This is a genomic window from Streptomyces sp. NPDC050433 (assembly GCF_044458565.1).
Classification (GTDB): domain Bacteria; phylum Actinomycetota; class Actinomycetes; order Streptomycetales; family Streptomycetaceae; genus Streptomyces.
This window is the reverse complement of record NZ_JBITIB010000004.1, coordinates 37,055-52,524: the sequence shown is the minus strand read 5'-3', so window position 1 is coordinate 52,524 and position 15,470 is coordinate 37,055. Positions and strand designations below refer to the sequence as shown.

The 15,470-nt window shown below is 72.4% G+C and carries 8 protein-coding genes and 2 pseudogenes; 5 read left to right on the top strand and 5 right to left on the bottom strand.

The features are described 5' to 3' along the window. Positions 1-16: 16 nt before the first annotated feature. A complete protein-coding gene (locus tag ACIBLA_RS06740) occupies positions 17-3,223 on the bottom strand; it encodes an amidohydrolase family protein (RefSeq protein ID WP_399197980.1) in 3,207 nt (1,068 codons plus the stop codon). A gap of 92 nt (positions 3,224-3,315) precedes the next feature. Here ACIBLA_RS06740 and ACIBLA_RS06735 point away from each other — a divergent pair. Further along, positions 3,316-3,539: pseudogene (locus ACIBLA_RS06735) on the top strand (aminotransferase); the annotation flags it as partial. Here ACIBLA_RS06735 and ACIBLA_RS06730 read toward each other — a convergent pair. Then, a complete protein-coding gene (locus ACIBLA_RS06730) occupies positions 3,536-7,486 on the bottom strand; it encodes a CHAT domain-containing protein (RefSeq protein WP_399197979.1) in 3,951 nt (1,316 codons plus the stop codon). The pseudogene ACIBLA_RS06735 and the gene ACIBLA_RS06730 sit on opposite strands and share 4 nt — an antisense overlap. Before the next feature lie 101 nt (positions 7,487-7,587). Here ACIBLA_RS06730 and ACIBLA_RS06725 point away from each other — a divergent pair, with 101 nt between their 5' ends. The 3 genes from ACIBLA_RS06725 to ACIBLA_RS06715 all read left to right on the top strand — a co-directional run bounded on the left by ACIBLA_RS06725 (position 7,588) and on the right by ACIBLA_RS06715 (position 10,838). After that, entirely contained in the window at positions 7,588-8,028 is a 441-nt protein-coding gene (locus ACIBLA_RS06725) for a hypothetical protein (RefSeq protein ID WP_399197978.1), read from the top strand. Between the two features lie 130 nt (positions 8,029-8,158). Continuing rightward, a complete protein-coding gene (locus ACIBLA_RS06720; protein ID WP_399197977.1) occupies positions 8,159-9,043 on the top strand; it encodes a hypothetical protein in 885 nt (294 codons plus the stop codon). 739 nt (positions 9,044-9,782) lie between these two features. Beyond that, positions 9,783-10,838, top strand: coding sequence for a hypothetical protein (locus tag ACIBLA_RS06715; protein ID WP_399197976.1), 1,056 nt, complete (start codon positions 9,783-9,785; stop codon positions 10,836-10,838). Between the two features lie 56 nt (positions 10,839-10,894). Here the strand turns inward: ACIBLA_RS06715 and ACIBLA_RS06710 are convergent, their stop codons facing one another. Next, positions 10,895-11,440 (bottom strand): YbjN domain-containing protein, encoded by a 546-nt coding sequence (locus ACIBLA_RS06710; protein WP_363240379.1) that lies wholly within the window; start codon positions 11,438-11,440, stop codon positions 10,895-10,897. Positions 11,441-11,642: 202 nt separating this feature from the next. Next, a pseudogene (gene clpB / locus ACIBLA_RS06705) lies at positions 11,643-14,222 on the bottom strand (ATP-dependent chaperone ClpB); the annotation flags it as partial. 158 nt (positions 14,223-14,380) lie between these two features. Here clpB and ACIBLA_RS06700 point away from each other — a divergent pair. After that, positions 14,381-14,785 (top strand): TIGR03618 family F420-dependent PPOX class oxidoreductase, encoded by a 405-nt coding sequence (locus ACIBLA_RS06700; protein ID WP_363240380.1) that lies wholly within the window; start codon positions 14,381-14,383, stop codon positions 14,783-14,785. 164 nt (positions 14,786-14,949) lie between these two features. Here the strand turns inward: ACIBLA_RS06700 and ACIBLA_RS06695 are convergent, their stop codons facing one another. Continuing rightward, positions 14,950-15,270 (bottom strand): hypothetical protein, encoded by a 321-nt coding sequence (locus ACIBLA_RS06695; protein ID WP_023539836.1) that lies wholly within the window; start codon positions 15,268-15,270, stop codon positions 14,950-14,952. Between the last annotated feature and the right edge of the window lie 200 nt (positions 15,271-15,470).

Here is a 15,470-nt window from a genome sequence, read left to right as displayed (position 1 = left end):
CCGGACCGTACGGGTGTCAGCAGCAGCTGTGGTCGGCGTGCTCCTCCCGGTGCCACCAATACCGCTCCTGGGCCGGCCCCTGGGGTACGTCGTCGACCGAGGCGGGTTCGGTGCGTACGGACGCGGCCTGCGCCGAGGCCGCGCCGGCGGAGGCGGTGCGGGCGGAAGTGGCGGATGCCGGCGCCTGCCGCTCCTCCGTCAGGTCGTCCACCGAATGCACCACGCCCCCGAGCACCACCCGCCGCACCGCCGCGGCGGCCGTGATGTCCCGCAGCGGGTCGCCCTCCACCAGCACCAGATCGGCGAGCTTGCCCGGCTCGATCGTGCCCATGTGGGCGCTCAGGCCCAGCACCCGCGCGCCCTCGACGGTCGCGGAGCGCAGCGCCTGGAGGGGGGTGGCGCCGTACCGCACCATCGACTGGAGGTTCAGGTGGTAGTAGACGCCCGGCGGCACCAGCGGGCTGTCGGTGCCCACCCCGACGTGCGCCCCGCCCTCCAGCAGCTTGCGCACCGTCGCTCCGTGCCGGGCGACGAAGGCCAGCAGATCGGTCGGCTCCTCGGCCTGGGCGTCCTCCACCCCGGTACGGAACTCCGCGTACTCCGCCTCCGTCATCAGCGAGGTCAGCCGCTTGTCCCCGAGAGCCCACCGCGCGTACCGGTACAGCGCCGCCCGGGTCGCGGGCAGACCCGCGCCGGACAGGCCGAAGGTCGGAGTGAAGGCCATGCCGGAGGCGATGAGCGGCTCGGTCATGTCCTGGTACGCGTGCCCGAGATGGGTCTCCTTCTGGCGGCGGCCGTAGCGGCTGGTACCGCCGAGGTGCTCGGTGCCGTCGGCGCCGAAGGTCAGCGGCCCGAACAGATAGTGCGAGGTGGAGCGCAGCCCGAGCCGGTGGCCCGCCGCGACGGCGGCGCGCTGGAGGGCGTACGGCAGCCGCACGTAGGTCTTGACCAGGTCATGGCCGAGCGCCTTGGCCTTGGCCAGCTCCCGCTCCAGCTCCTCCTCGTCGGTCACCGGACGGCCGGACGAGTAGTACACGCGGGAGCCGTCGATCAGATCGCCGGCCGCGAAGACGCGCGGGCCGGTACGGCGGCCGGAGTCGACGGCCTCCTTGGCCTCGACCGCCCCGTAGTGACCGGTGCCGGGTGAACGCAGCGCGGTGACGCCGAAGGACAGCCACAGCCTCATGGTGTCGGCCCGCTGCCAGGGGCCGTGCTCATGGACGGCGATCAGGCCGGGCATCGCCGTCAGGCCGCGCGCGTCCACGGTGCGGTCCCCGCGGACCGCGCCGCGCCCGGCCACCTGCTCGACGCGGTTGTCCTTGATGACAACGTCCACATCGCGCCGCAGCTCCCCGCTCGTGCCGTCCCACAGCGCGCCCACCTGTACCACGGTGCGGCCGGTGGGCTTGCTCCGGCGCCAGCTCAGCTTCACGGGTACGGTTTTGGCGCTGCCGGTGCGCGCGTCGGCGCGGCGCAGAGTCCCTTCGGAGAGGTAGAGCAGCGAAGTGGAGTCGGCGCTCCAGCTGGGGCAGTCGGCACTCTCGTCGTTCAGCTGCCGGGCGGCCCCTGTGGGGCGTCCGGCGGAGTCCACGGCGCTGACGTGCAGGGTGCCGCCGACGATGTACGCGGTGTGCTTGCCGTCGGGTGAGTGGACGGGCCCGGCGTCGACGCGGTTGGTGAGGGACTTCCCCGGCACGGGCTCGTCGTAGTGCGCCTCGCCGGTGGTGAGGTCGACGGTCAGGATCCGGTTGACGCCCTCCCGGTAACGGGGGGTGACGGGCACCAGCGCGGCGCACGAGAGGGTGCCGCCGTCGGCGGAGAAGGTGGGCCTGCCGGGCGAGTTGAGAGGCCCGGCCACCTTGCGTACGGCGCCGGAGGCCACGTCGACGGTGTGCAGCGTGCCCGCCTCCAGGCCGAACGCCACGCTCGTGCCGTCCGGGCTGAAGACCGCTCCGGACACCGTGCTCCGAAGGTCGGTCAGCCGGCGGTTCGCACCGGTTTCGACGTCGTGGATCCACAGGTCGACCGCGCTGCCGCCCCGGTCGCTCGCGTACACCAGGGCGGAGCCGTCCGGGTGCCAGGCGGGGTCGGCGTTGAGGTTCCCGTCGGACACCACGGCCTTGGGCGTGGAGCCGATGCGGCCGATCCAGATGTCGCCGAGCGCGCCGAAGGCGATCTTGCGGCCGTCGGGCGAGAGGGACGGGCTGAGGATGCCCCTGACCTGCCGGGACGCTATGGAGTCGAAGTCACGGGTGGCGGGGCGCTCCGCTACGCGGGGCACGGTGAGGTGGGCGGTGAAGGGGACGTCCGCCGCCTTTCCGCCACCTGCCTCGCGGCGGCGCACCGCGCCGTCGGCCGTGTAGAACACCTCGTCGTCGGAGGGCCAGCGGGGCGCGAACGGGAACACGTCCTCGCCGTCGTCGGAGACCGTCTTCCCGTCGACCACGAGGAACGTGCCCGACGAGGTGAGGTGGACGTATGCCAGACGGCTGCCGTCCGGCGAGAGCGACGGACCGGCCACCCGGCCCTTGGTGACGGTGACGAGCGTGGTGCGCCCGCCGTCGGCGTCGGCCCGTACCACGCTCTGCGGGCTGTCGCCCTTGCCGCTGGTGAAGACGATCGCGGTCCCGTCCGGGTGCCAGTAGGGCTGTGCCTCCTGGGCGGTGACGTCCGTGCTCGGCGCCCAGACCTTCGTCGCACCGTCGGCGAGGTCGAGGACGTGGATCGCGTAACGGCCCCCGGCCTCGGCCGCGTAGGCGATCCGTTTGCCGTCGGGTGAGAAGCGCGGCTCGCGATGGTCGACGGCGCCCTCGGTCAGCCGGCGCGCCCCCGAACCGTCCGCGCGGGCGATCCAGAGGTGGAAATTGCCGTCGGTGTAGGACTGGTAGACCAGGTGACGGCCGTCCGGCGAGTAGTCCGGCTCGGTGGCTTCCTGCTCGACGCCGGTCAGCCGGGTCGCCTCACCGCCCCCGGCCGGGACCGTCCACAGCATGTTCAGCAGGTCCAGCACCACGGTCCGGCCGTCAGGGGAGAGAGCGGCGCAGGCGTTGGTCGCCCCGCTGACGGCGATCCGCCGAGGGGCCGCCTCCGCCGCGCCCTGCGCCGCGTCCGCCGCGAACGCCTCGGGGGCACCCTGCGTCAACCGGTCGCCCAGCCACAGGGCCCCGGCCCCCGCCGCCGCCTTGCCGCTGCGCCTGAGGAGTGTCCTTCGTGATACCGACAATGCCGTACCTTTGTTCGAAGATCATGATCTTCGCCGACCCTAGGGGCCGGTCGGGCGTGGCAACAGTCCACGGATTTAGGTGTTACATGAACTTAACTGCGGTCAGGACGGCGATGCAGTCCCTGACGTATGCCTCGTCGGGGCCCTTCCAGTACGCCGTCGCCGAGGCGCTGCGGCTGCCGGACAGCTACTTCGACGAGCTGCGCGACGGCCTGCGGACCAAGGCGCGCCCTTCGTGCGGTTCGCGTTCTGCAAGCGCCCGGAGGTGCTGGCGGACGCGGCGGCCCGCCTGAAGTCGCTCGCCGACACCCCCTAAGGTCCCGCGTGGACCTGGCAGGCCCAGAGGCTGGGGGTACGGGGGTAGTCGGCGCGGACCTCGGAGATCGCGCGGTGCAGGGCGCGGGCCGTGCCGTCGGTGGCGAGCGCGGCACCGTCGGCGCCGGTGTGCAACTGCTCGTACACCCGGCGGGCGACCCTCGCGCCGACCGTGTCGTCCACCTGCCAGAGCGAGCCGACGACATGCGGGAAGCCCGCCATCTGGAAGGCGCTCGCGATGTGGACGGACTCGTCCGCGAGTTCGGCGCTGATACGCATCGTGTCGCACGCCGACAGGTAGGCCAGGCGCGCGCCGGGCAGACGCAGCCGGGCGAGGTCGCGGATCGTGGGCGACGCGTCGGCCGGGCCGTGCAGCACCAGCCGGCCGGCCGAGGGGCGCAGCGGGTCGCTGACGGCGTGGCAGGCGAAGTGCGCGTGCGCATGGTCGCGCAGGCCGGCCTCGACCGCCGCGCGGGTCGCCGCGGCGTCGGCGAGGACCGTGGCGTACGGCAGCCGTTCCGCCAGCCACCTGGCCTCCTCGCGGGCCCCGTACAGCGCGGGTTGTCCGGCCGCCTCCGGAACCGCGACGATCAGCACGGAGTCGTCCCTGCGGGAGCCCGCCCCGTCGCGCGTACCGGCGGCCGGCCGCGCGTAGGCGCGCGAGGGGATGCGGGCCGGGACGCGGGTGCGGGCGTGGTGGAGCGTACGGAGCGTGGGGGCGTACGAGGACACCACCCGGTCCAGGGCGCCGGGCCCGGTGCCTTCCGGCGCCGCGGCGTGCAGGGGCAGCGTGCCGAGCAGCCCGCCCGGCGACCACCAGATCCGCGGCAGCGCCTCGCCCTCCTGCTGGACGCCGAGGCCCAGCCGGTCGAGTACGGGGCCGGTGACGGCCGACCAGAGCCAGTCGAGAGTGGACCGCACCTCACCCTGGGCGCGCAGCGCCTCCGCGCGCGCCGTCCCCGGTGCGTTCAGGCGGGCGAGCGCACCGTGGAAGCGTTCGGTGTGCTCGGTGACGGCCGGTGCGGTGAGCAGGGGCAGCGGTACGGCCTCGACGGACCGCGCGGTCACGACGAGCGCACCGCCGGGCGGGGGTTCGGCGCCACCGCCGCTGTCGGCGCGTGGCACATGCACCAGCACGACGGGGCCGTGCGCTGCGGTCGCGTACAACTCGGCGTCGTCCCAGTCGCGTACGGACCGGAAGAGGCGCAACTCGGGGTGCTCGGCGCGGATTCGGGCGGTCAGTTCGTCCCACTGGGCCGTGAGCCGCTGCCGTCGGTCGCTGGCGGGTGCCGACAGAGGACCCTCAGTGTTCGCCGACTCGTCTCGTTCCTCCTGGCCGTCCGGCTCCAGGTCGCCCGTCGACTGGTCGAGCCCGTCCCGCAGCCGGACCAGCCGGGACGCCAACTCCGGTGCTCTGCGTGCCAGTTCCGTCAGGTCGCTGTTCGCGTCGAAGGCCTGCGCCAGCAGCACCCCGCGCGCCTGATCCAACAGCCGTACCGCGAGCCCCGGTTCGCCGCACCGGACCGCGCAGGCCGCGGCCTCCGCGCCGAGCCCCGCCGTCTCGGTGAGCCGCAACTCCTGGTCGTCACGGAGGAGATGGCGGGGCGACAGGACCGGCATCAGGTCGACGGCGGCGACATACCCCTTGAGCGCGATATCCGGCCGTCCGAGGTCCTGTCCGGCGCGGGCCCACAGCCAGGCCGCCTCCAGCCGTTCGGACGGCGGGCACTGCGGTTCGAGCGCCGCCTCGCGGAGCACCCCGGCGGCCTGCTTGAGATCGTCCTCCGCGCGTGTGCGCTCGTACCGGTCGAGCAAGGCCGTACCGAGCAAGAACAACCGGGCGGTGAGGTTCGGGTGATCGGGCGGGCTGATATCGACCGCCTCGCGAAGCAGTTGGACCACTCGATCGCGCGCGTTCGACGACAGGGCGGTGCGCAACGAGGCCGACTGGACGGCGGCGGCCACCATGAGGGCGTTCGCCCGCCGGGGAGATCCCTCGGGCCACGCGGCGAGCACCGTGTCCACCAGCGTCCGGGCCTCCCGCACATCGCGCCGCCGGAGGGTGAAGTCGAAGCGCCGCAGAAGGGTGATGGAGAGCGCCAACTGCCGTTGCGGCAGGAGCGGATCGGTCGCGTCCGTCAGCTCCAGCGCCGCCCTGATGTGCTCCACCGCCTGATCGGCGGTGGCCGGGTCCCTCGTCCGGTCGGCGGTACGGATCAGAGCCCCGCCGGTCGCGGACAGGATGGCGGCACGCCTCACGGGTGACGTGCCGGGGAGCGTCGTGGCGCGCCGACGGCACTCCAGCGACTCGTCGAGATCCGCCGAATCCTGTAGCCGGTTGTGACGGAGCATCAGGGCACCACTGAGATTGATCAGCCGTCCGCCCAGTTGGTGGTGTCCGGCGGGTGTCTCGCGCACGGACTCGCGCAGCGCGTCGACGGCTTCGGTCAACTCGCCGAGGTCTGAGGTCTGTTGGTGGCTGGATACGAGGACGCTGCCCAGGTTGTTGAGTACGCCCGGCCGTGCCGCGTGACCGGCGGGGACCATCGCGAGCGCCTCGCGCAGCTTCGCCGTCGCCGTACGGAGATCGTCCGGATCCCCCTGGCCCCGTTCGTACCGCCCGCGCAGTTCCAGGGCGGAGTTGACCAACCGCTGGAGCGCGCGGCCGGTGGTCTCGCCGCTCGACTCGCCGGAGCCGGTGGTCTCGCCGGAGCCGGTGGTCCCACCCGGGGCCTGAGGCAACTCATCGCCGCCCAGCAGGCGCCGGGCCTGCTCCAGGTCCCGCACGTCGTCGAGGCGCGCGTACCGCGAGCGCAGGGCGAGCGCAAGCTGTTCGTCCGCCCGCGACCGCTCGCGCGGCTCGGCCCACACCTCCCGGCGCGACCGGGACAGCACGACGATCGCCTCCTCCAGGTCGGACAGCGCCCCCGTCACCTCGTACCGCTTGCAGAGCGCGCCGCCGAGATTCACCAGCCCCGCGCCCGGCCCGTTCGGGTCGCCCGGCGCCGCCCGCCGGTACAGCTCGATCACCTCGTCGAACTCCTCGACCGCACCGCCCGACCGGTCGAGCCCCAGGCCCAGCGCCCGCGCCAGGATGCTCTGATACCGGGCGAGATAGGCGTCCCGCTCGTCCGTCTGGGCCAGGACGTCGCGGGCGATGCCGATCGCCTCGTCCAGGTCCTCCGGATCGGACGTCCGCTCGTAGCGCTGGACCAGCGACAGCCCGTGATCGCTCAGCCGTGGCAGACGGTCGGGGGAGCCGGCCGGGGTGCGCCGCACGGCGTCGCGCTGGAGCCGTAACGCCTCGTCGGCGAGGCGGACCGACTCCTGTCGCAGTTCCTCGTCGTTCTCGGCGCGGGCCGCCGCGGCCACCGCCTCGGCCAACAGGTATACGCGATTGGCGCGTTGCGGATCGTCGTCACCGGTGGCGAGCACGGCGAGCCGTCCCGCGCCGATCGCCTGCGCGCGCATGATCTCGGGGGTGCTGCCGGACAGTTCGAACATCTTCGCCATCTCCGGGGGCTTGCCCGGCAGTTGGCGGCCCTGCCCGGCGGCCGTGGCGGCCTCGCACACCAAGGTCCACTCGTCGGGCCCGTCCGCACTCGCCGGGTCCGGCAAGGACTCCGGGGGCAGCGCGGCCCAGAGCACCGCCAACTCCGGTGGCACGGCGCCCCGGTCACGTACCCAGAGGGGAAACAGCAGCGTCCCGGCGCAACTGCCCTCCTCCGCGCCGCGCCCCTCACCGAGCGAGGCGCAGCGGTACCAGTACAGCCAACCGGCCACGTACCGCGCCTCCATGTCGGTGCCGAGGTCGCAGCCGCGCAGCAACGCCGCCAGTTCGGTGTCGGCCTCCGGTCCGAACAGCAGTGTCTCGTCGGCCTGTTGGTCGACACGGGCCAGCCGCCCGGCCAGCGTGGTCAGCAGTCGCTCCCGACTCGTCACCGTCACTCTCACGCCCTCCCCTGCTCGCTCCCGGCACCCATGGGTTCCGCTGACCCATTGTGTCCAAGCGCGCGCCAAGGGTGGGTGACCGAGGCACACTTGACGCCATGACAGCATCAGACGGCGAGCACGCGGAACGCCGACGCGCCGATTCCGTCGCGGCTCTGTGCCTGCTGCTCGACGACCCGGACGGACAGCTGAGCACCGACGGCCAGGTCGCCGAGGCGGTCGGGCGGGCACGGCGCCTGCTGATCGCGAACGCCGCGCCGGACCAACTGGACGCCGCCTTCGGCGCGGTGGACGAGGCGCTGCGCAGGGCGGGTGACGCGCGGGGGCTGCTCGGCAATCTGCGGGGAGAGGTCTTCGGGTACCCCGCCATACCAGCCACGCTGCCCGGCGTCCGCCCGATGATCAAGGTCGCGCTCTGTCCCGGTACGGTGCCCTGCACGCGCCGCGAGCCGGCCAAGGACCTGCGGCGGGCGCCCGCGTGCGCGGTCAACGGCGTAGAGATGCGCAAGGAGCGCCTGCGCGGGGACCTGACGGGATGAGCGTGGGGCGGGGCGCGAGACAAGGCGTGAGACGGAGCGCGGGACAGACCGTGAGGCGGGGCGCGAGCGCGGCTAGGAATGCGAGCGCGACGCGCTACGGCAGCCCGACTCCGTCCGCGTACCCGCGCCGGTGAACCCGCTCCTGGTCACGCTCGGCACCAAGCTCACCGAGCGCTGGCTCAACCTCCTCGTACTGCCCGGCGCGCTCTTCCTCGGCGTCCTCGCCGCCGGCACGACCCTCGGGCACACCCACTGGCACGACGTCCACCGGCTGACCAAGGCACTCGACGACCTGACCGCGCGGCCGGTCATGGACCGCGCCGGCACGGCGGCGGTCGCGGTGGCCGCCGTCCTGCTGCTCGCCGCGGCGCTGTCGCTGGCCGCGCAGTTCCTCGGGGCCGCCGTCGAGGGCTTCTGGCTGCGGGAGAGCCGCTTCCCCCTCGGACGGCGCCTCCAGCGCGACCGCCACGCGGCGTGGGAACGTCTCGACCGCGAACGTACCGACGCGATCCGCGACCCGGCCACCCCGGCCGCCGAGATCGAACGCCTCACGCGGGCCCGCGACCGTATCGCCCTGGTGCCGCCGAGCCGCCCCACCTGGTACGGCGACCGCCTCGCCGCCGCGGCGGCCCGCGTCCACGCGGCGTACGGCATCGACCTCGCCGCCGTCTGGCCACGGCTGTGGCTGATCCTCGCCGAACCGGCCCAGCGCCAGATCGAGTCCGCCCGCACGTCCTTCGCGGCGGCGGCACGGCTCGGCGCGTGGTCGCTCGGCTATCTCGTCGTCGCCGCGTGGTGGTGGCCCGCCGCCCTGATCGCGGTGGGCTGCGCGGCGGTGGCCAGGTCCCGCGCGCGAGGGGCGGTGGAGGCGTTGGCGTCACTGGTGGAGGCGGCGGTGGACGTGCACGGGCGGGACCTGGCGGTGCTGGTCGGGCTCGAAGGGGCGGACGGTACGGGGTTGTTGTCGCCTGACAGCGGGGACAGGCTGTCGGAGGTCTTCCGCAAGGCGGACTGATCCCCTCGGGGCCGGGGCGGGCCGGGACGGCGCGGGCCGCGTCGATGCCGTCCACACCGTCCGCTCGTAGCCGGTCTGGGAGGAACGCCCGCATCTGAGCGGCGGACGGCGCATTCGGCGGTGACTTCCCAACCGTCATCGACGATGACGCCAGCTCTACCGACACGATCGCCCACCCGCGCCAACTACGCGGCCCGCCGCAGGAACAGCACCCGCCCACAGGAACGGACAGTGGCCGCCCCCTGCGGCACACAGCCACACCAGCCCCAGCCGGGGCCGTGGTTCCCCCGCCTCCGGCTCGCGATCGCACGCACGCACGCACCAGCTCGGCGGGCATCAGCCACCCCCGCACCCCCACCCCCACCTGTCACGCCGACACGCCGCCGCGCCCCGCACACCCCTCGTACGGCGCCGCTTCCTACCCGGTCGGACGTCCAGCGGTCGCGAGGTTCGCCGGCGGCACGGAGGGTCGGCTCCGACCGATCACGCGCGCGCCCGGAGGTGCCCCCTGTCCGCCAATACGCTCGACCCAGTCGACGCCTTCGACACGGCGAAACCCGCCGTCACCTCCACGGCCGCCGGCCCAACCGCCCCACCGGCCGTCACGTTCATCTCCATCACCTCCGTCACCCCACGCCCACACGCCCCCCGCCGCCGCGCCGCCCGTCTCTCCTCCGCCCTGCGCCGCGCCGTCCCCGCGCTCGGGCTGTTCGCCGCCGCCCGGCTCACCGGTCTGCTGATGCTCTGCCTGTGGGCCGAGCACATCGGGCGCTCGCCGGGCCAACTCCTCACCCAGACCTGGGACTCCACGTGGTACACGCGGATCGCGGCACAGGGCTACGGCCACACGCTCCACTTCACCGACGGCGCCGTCCACAGCGACCTCGCGTTCTTCCCGCTCTACCCCGGCCTCGTACGCGCCGTCTCCACCGTGCTCCCGATCGGCGGCGGCACGGCCGCCCTGCTGATCTCGTGGGCTGCCGCCGCAGCCGCCGCCTTTGGCATCCATCTGCTCGGCGAACGCCTGCACGGCAGGACCACCGCGGCCGTCCTGGTGCTCCTGTGGGGCCTGCTGCCCCACGCGGTCGTGTTCTCCATCGCGTACACCGAGCCGCTGCTCACCGCCCTCGCCGCCTTCTCCCTGTACGCGGTGCTCACCGGCCGCTGGCTGTGGGCGGGCTCGCTGGCCGCGCTCGCGGGGCTCTCCCGGCCCAACGGGGTCGCGATCGCGGCGGCGGTGTGCGCGGCCGTGGCGTACGAGCTGTGGAAGCGCCGCGCACACGCGCCCTGGCGGCTCTGGGCGGCGGCCGTCGTCGCGCCGCTCGGCTGGGGCGGCTATCTGCTCTGGGTGGGCGTACGCGTCGGTGACCCGCTCTCCGGCTACTTCGCCGTCCAGAGCGGCTGGCGATCCCGCTTCGACTTCGGCGCCGACACCCTGCGCGCCGTACGGGACATCGTCCTCGGGCCCGCCGAACTCGCCTCCACCGGGACCGCGCTGATCGTCGCCGCGGCCTTGCTGCTCTTCGTGCTGCTGCTCCTGGACCGGGAGAACCGCCCACCGCTGCCGCTGCTCGTGTACGCGGGCGTCCTGCTGCTGATCGCGATCGGCGGCGGCGGGAGCTTCTTCGAGTCCAAGCCGCGCTTCCTGCTGCCCGCGTTCCCGCTGCTGCTCCCGCTCGCGTGCGCGCTCACGAAAGCCCGGCCGAGGGCGGCGATCGTACTGATCGCGGCTCTCGCCGGGCTGTCGTGCTGCTACGGGACGTATCTGCTGACGGTGGCGCCGATGCCGCTGTAGCCGCGGCGCCGCACCACTCGCCGGCAGGCGCCGTGAGGCACCGTCAGGCGCCTTCGTCAGGCGTCGCCGTCAGGCTTCTCCTCGGCGGGCTTCTCCTCCGCCGGCGTCAGCCCGAAGGTCTCCACGATCCACTTGTCGAACTCGATCGACGCCCGCACCCAGCTGACCGTCGACGACACGAAGTGCTCCAGGCTGACGCCGGTGCCGATCAGCATCTGGGCCTCGCCGATGAGCCGGACGGTCGTCGGGGCGCCCTCCTCCTCGTGCACGTGGCTGTAGACCTTGGGCCACAGCGTGCGGCGGTTCCAGTCGTCGATCGCGTCGAGGATCTTCGGCTTGTCCTCAAGGGCGTGCGGCCGGTCGTAGAACGTCCGCACCGAGAAGACCTGCTGGTCGCCCTCGCCGCGGAACATGAAGTACGTACGGAACTCCTCCCACGGCGCCGCGAGGTCGCCCTCGTCGTCGACGACGTACTTCAGTTCCATCTGGTCGAGGAGCTGCTTGACCAGATCCTGGTCGGGGACGACAGGGCCCGCCGTGCCCGCAGCCTGCGGTTGGGGCTGGGCCCCGAAATTCGGAATCGAGGACGGGTCGATGGTCATCGCTGGATTCTCCTGAGGATGGCATGCCGTTGTCTGACGACGACCCTAGCCGCGATCCCCGGCCGGAAACCCTGCACCCCGTCGACAATTCGGACGGAGGCCCGCGGCCGGGGGGCTACGGCGTCTTCTCCAAAGAAGGCGCCCCCGCGCCGGCCCCCGACCCCGACCCGGCCTCAGACACCGCCTCCCGCCCACCCGTGGTCGCCGGTCCCACGATCAGCCCGTCGCCCGCCCGGTCCACCCGTACCGTGTCGCCGTCCACGATCTCGCCCGCCAGAATCTCCTTCGCCAGCCGGTCGCCGATCGCCGTCTGGATCAGCCGGCGCAGCGGACGCGCCCCGTACGCCGGGTCGTTGCCCTCGTCGGCGAGCCAGGCCAGCGCCTCCGGGGTGATGTCCAGGGTGAGGCGACGGTCCGCCAGGCGCTTGGCGAGGAGGCCGATCTGGAGGTCGGCGATCCGGGCCAGCTCTTCCTTGGAGAGGGCCGAGAAGACCACGAGATCGTCCAGCCGGTTCAGGAACTCCGGCTTGAAGGAGGTCCGTACGGCCTCCAGGACCTGCTGCTTCTTCGTCTCCGCCGACGGGACCGGGTCGACGAGGTACTGACTGCCGAGGTTCGATGTGAGGATCAGGATGGTGTTGCGGAAGTCCACCGTCCGCCCCTGGCCGTCGGTGAGACGGCCGTCGTCGAGGACCTGGAGCAGGATGTCGAAGACCTCCGGGTGCGCCTTCTCGACCTCGTCCAGCAGGACCACGCTGTACGGCCTGCGGCGGACGGCCTCGGTGAGCTGGCCGCCCTCCTCGTAGCCGACGTAGCCGGGCGGGGCGCCGACGAGGCGCGCGACGGAGTGCTTCTCGCCGTACTCGCTCATGTCGATGCGGACCATGGCCCGCTCGTCGTCGAAGAGGAAGTCGGCCAGTGCCTTGGCCAGTTCGGTCTTGCCGACACCGGTCGGTCCGAGGAAGAGGAACGAGCCGGTGGGCCGGTCCGGGTCCGCGATGCCCGCGCGGGTGCGCCGTACCGCGTCCGAGACCGCCTCGACCGCCTCCGTCTGGCCGATCAGCCGGCGGCCCAGCTCGGCCTCCATACGGAGGAGCTTGCGCGTCTCGCCCTCCAGCAGCCGCCCGGCAGGGATGCCGGTCCACGAACCGACGACGTCGGCGATGTCGTCCTCGCCGACCTCGTCCTTGACCATGGTGTCCTTGGCGGCTTCCTCCTCCGCCTCGGCCGCCGCCGCCAACTCCTGCTCCACGGCCGGGATCTCGCCGTACAGCAGCTTGGACGCGGTGTCGAGGTCCTGGTCGCGCCGGGCGCGGTCCGCCTGCCCGCGCAACTCGTCCAGCTTCTCCTTCAGCTCACCGACGCGGTTGAGGCCCTTCTTCTCCTTCTGCCAGCGCGCGTCGAGCCCGCGCAGCTCCTCCTCGCGGTCGGCGAGGTCGCGGCGCAGCTTCTCCAGACGCTGCTTGGACGCGGGGTCCGACTCGTTCTTCAGCGCCATCTCCTCCATACGGAGGCGGTCGACCGCCCTCTGGAGTTCGTCGATCTCGACGGGAGAGGAGTCGATCTCCATACGGAGGCGGGACGCTGCCTCGTCGACGAGGTCGATGGCTTTGTCGGGCAGGAAGCGCGAGGTGATGTAGCGGTCGGAGAGCGCGGCGGCGGCGACCAGGGCGGCGTCCGCGATCTGCACCTTGTGGTGCGCCTCGTACCGGCCCTTGAGGCCGCGCAGGATCGCGATCGTGTCCTCGACGTTCGGCTCGGCGACCAGCACCTGCTGGAAGCGCCGTTCCAGCGCGGCGTCCTTCTCGATGCGCTCGCGGTACTCGTCCAGGGTCGTGGCGCCGACCATGCGCAGCTCGCCGCGCGCCAGCATGGGCTTGAGCATGTTGCCCGCGTCCATGGCGGAGTCCCCGCCGGCGCCCGCGCCCACGACGGTGTGCAGCTCGTCGATGAAGGTGATGATCTGCCCGTCGCTCTCCTTGATCTCGGACAGGACGGTCTTCAGCCGCTCCTCGAACTCGCCTCGGTACTTGGCGCCGGCGACCATCGCACCGAGGTCCAGGGAGACCAGCTTCTTGTTCTTCAGGGACTCCGGCACATCGCCCTTGACGATGCGCTGGGCTAGCCCTTCGACGACGGCCGTCTTGCCGACGCCGGGCTCGCCGATCAGTACGGGATTGTTCTTCGTACGGCGCGACAGCACCTGCACGACGCGGCGGATCTCGTGGTCCCGGCCGATGACCGGGTCCAGCTTGCCCTCGCGCGCGGCGGCCGTGAAGTCGGTGCCGAACTTCTCCAGGGCCTTGTACTGGCCCTCCGGGTCGGGAGTGGTCACCCGGCGTCCTCCCCTTGCCTTCTCGAAAGCGGCCAGCAACTGCTTCGCCCCGGCCCCCTGCCGGTCCAGCACCTCTCCGGCCTTGCCGCCCTCGGCCGCGATCCCGATCAGCAGGTGCTCGGTGGAGAGATAGTCGTCGCCGAGCTTCTTCGCCCGCTTGGCACCGTCGGCGATGACGGCGAGCAGCGCGCGGTCGGGCTGCGGCGGCGCGACGGTGGAGCCCCGCACGCTGGGCTGCGCGGCCAGCAGCCGCTCCGCCCCGGACCGTACCTCAGCCTGGTCGGCGTCGACCGCGACAAGCAGATCGGTGACGTTCTCGTTGTCCTCGCCTTCGAGCAGCGCGAGCAGCAGATGCGCGGGGGTCAGGTCGGCATGGCCAGCCGACACCGCGCGGGCGGTGGCGGCGTTGAGCGCGTCCTTGCTCTTGTTCGTCAGCTCGGCGTCCACGTGCGGTCTCTACCTTCCTTGGCACAGGGCCCGTCCGAATGAACCTGACCCACCCGACGTACGTAAAGTTGAGTCTATCCCACTCAAGCTGAAATCACGCACCACTCAGACCGAAGGACCCCGCGTCTTCAAGGCCATTACGCGCCTATTCTTCCGGCATGGCCCAAGACGTACGCGACCCCGATCCCGAATATCTCGCCTTCTGGCACGAGCGCCACCTGTCCACCCTGACCACACTCCGCCCGGACGGCACGCCGCACGTGGTACCGGTGGGTGTGACGTACGAGCCGGAGACCCGGCTGGCACGTGTCATCACGGGCAAGGACTCCACAAAGGTGGCCAACATCCTGGCGGCGGGCCCCGACGGCGCACGGGTCGCGGTCTGCCAGGTCCACGGGGGACGCTGGGCGACGCTTGAAGGCCTCGCGACGGTGCGGACGGAGGCCGATCGGGTGGCGGACGCCGTAGGCCGTTACGCGGCGCGCTACGAGCGCGTACCGAGGCCCAACCCGGACCGGATCGTCATCGAGATCGCGGTCGACCGCGCGCTCGGCCGGGGATGACGGGCCCGGGGATGACGGGCCTGGCGATGAAGGCCCCGAGGATGCCTGGCCCATGGCGCCGGCCCGCATGCGGGCAGCACAGCGGCGCCATCGCGTTTCAGGTCCACGATGGCGCCGCTGTGTGGGGGAAGTGCCGGAGCGATCTACTACGACGGGGGAATCGCTCAGGCACTGCGGGGGGTGGCGGAAATGGTCTGTGGTTCGACCAGCTGGTGGTCACGCTGGTCAAGATTGACGAAAATCATGTCGTACCGAATCGCGCAGCGCACCGGCTGCGGCGCTCCCCGCGGCTTCCTCAGGCACCGATAGGCGCGGACGTCCTCGTCCTCCTCGCGGACGACGACCACGGGCTCCCCGAACAGGGTGACCATCAGCGAGTCACCACGGTGTGGGATCGCCGTGACGAGATCGATGAAGTGCCATCCGGACCGGTAGGCCGAGGCCATCTCCCGCCGAAAGACCCTGTCGTCCGGCGGGACGGTCATGCGCCCAGGTCCGCCGGAGCGCTGTCCCACGTGGGCTCACCGGGTGCAGCCAACACGGAATGCGCCGGCTCGGTTCCCCAAGTGGGCTCACCGATCGCAACCGACACCGAGTGCGCCGGCTCGGTTCCCCAAGTGGGTTCACCATTCACCGCGACAACGCCGAGCGCAGCCACAGCAAGTGCGCAAAGTGTGCGAACCAT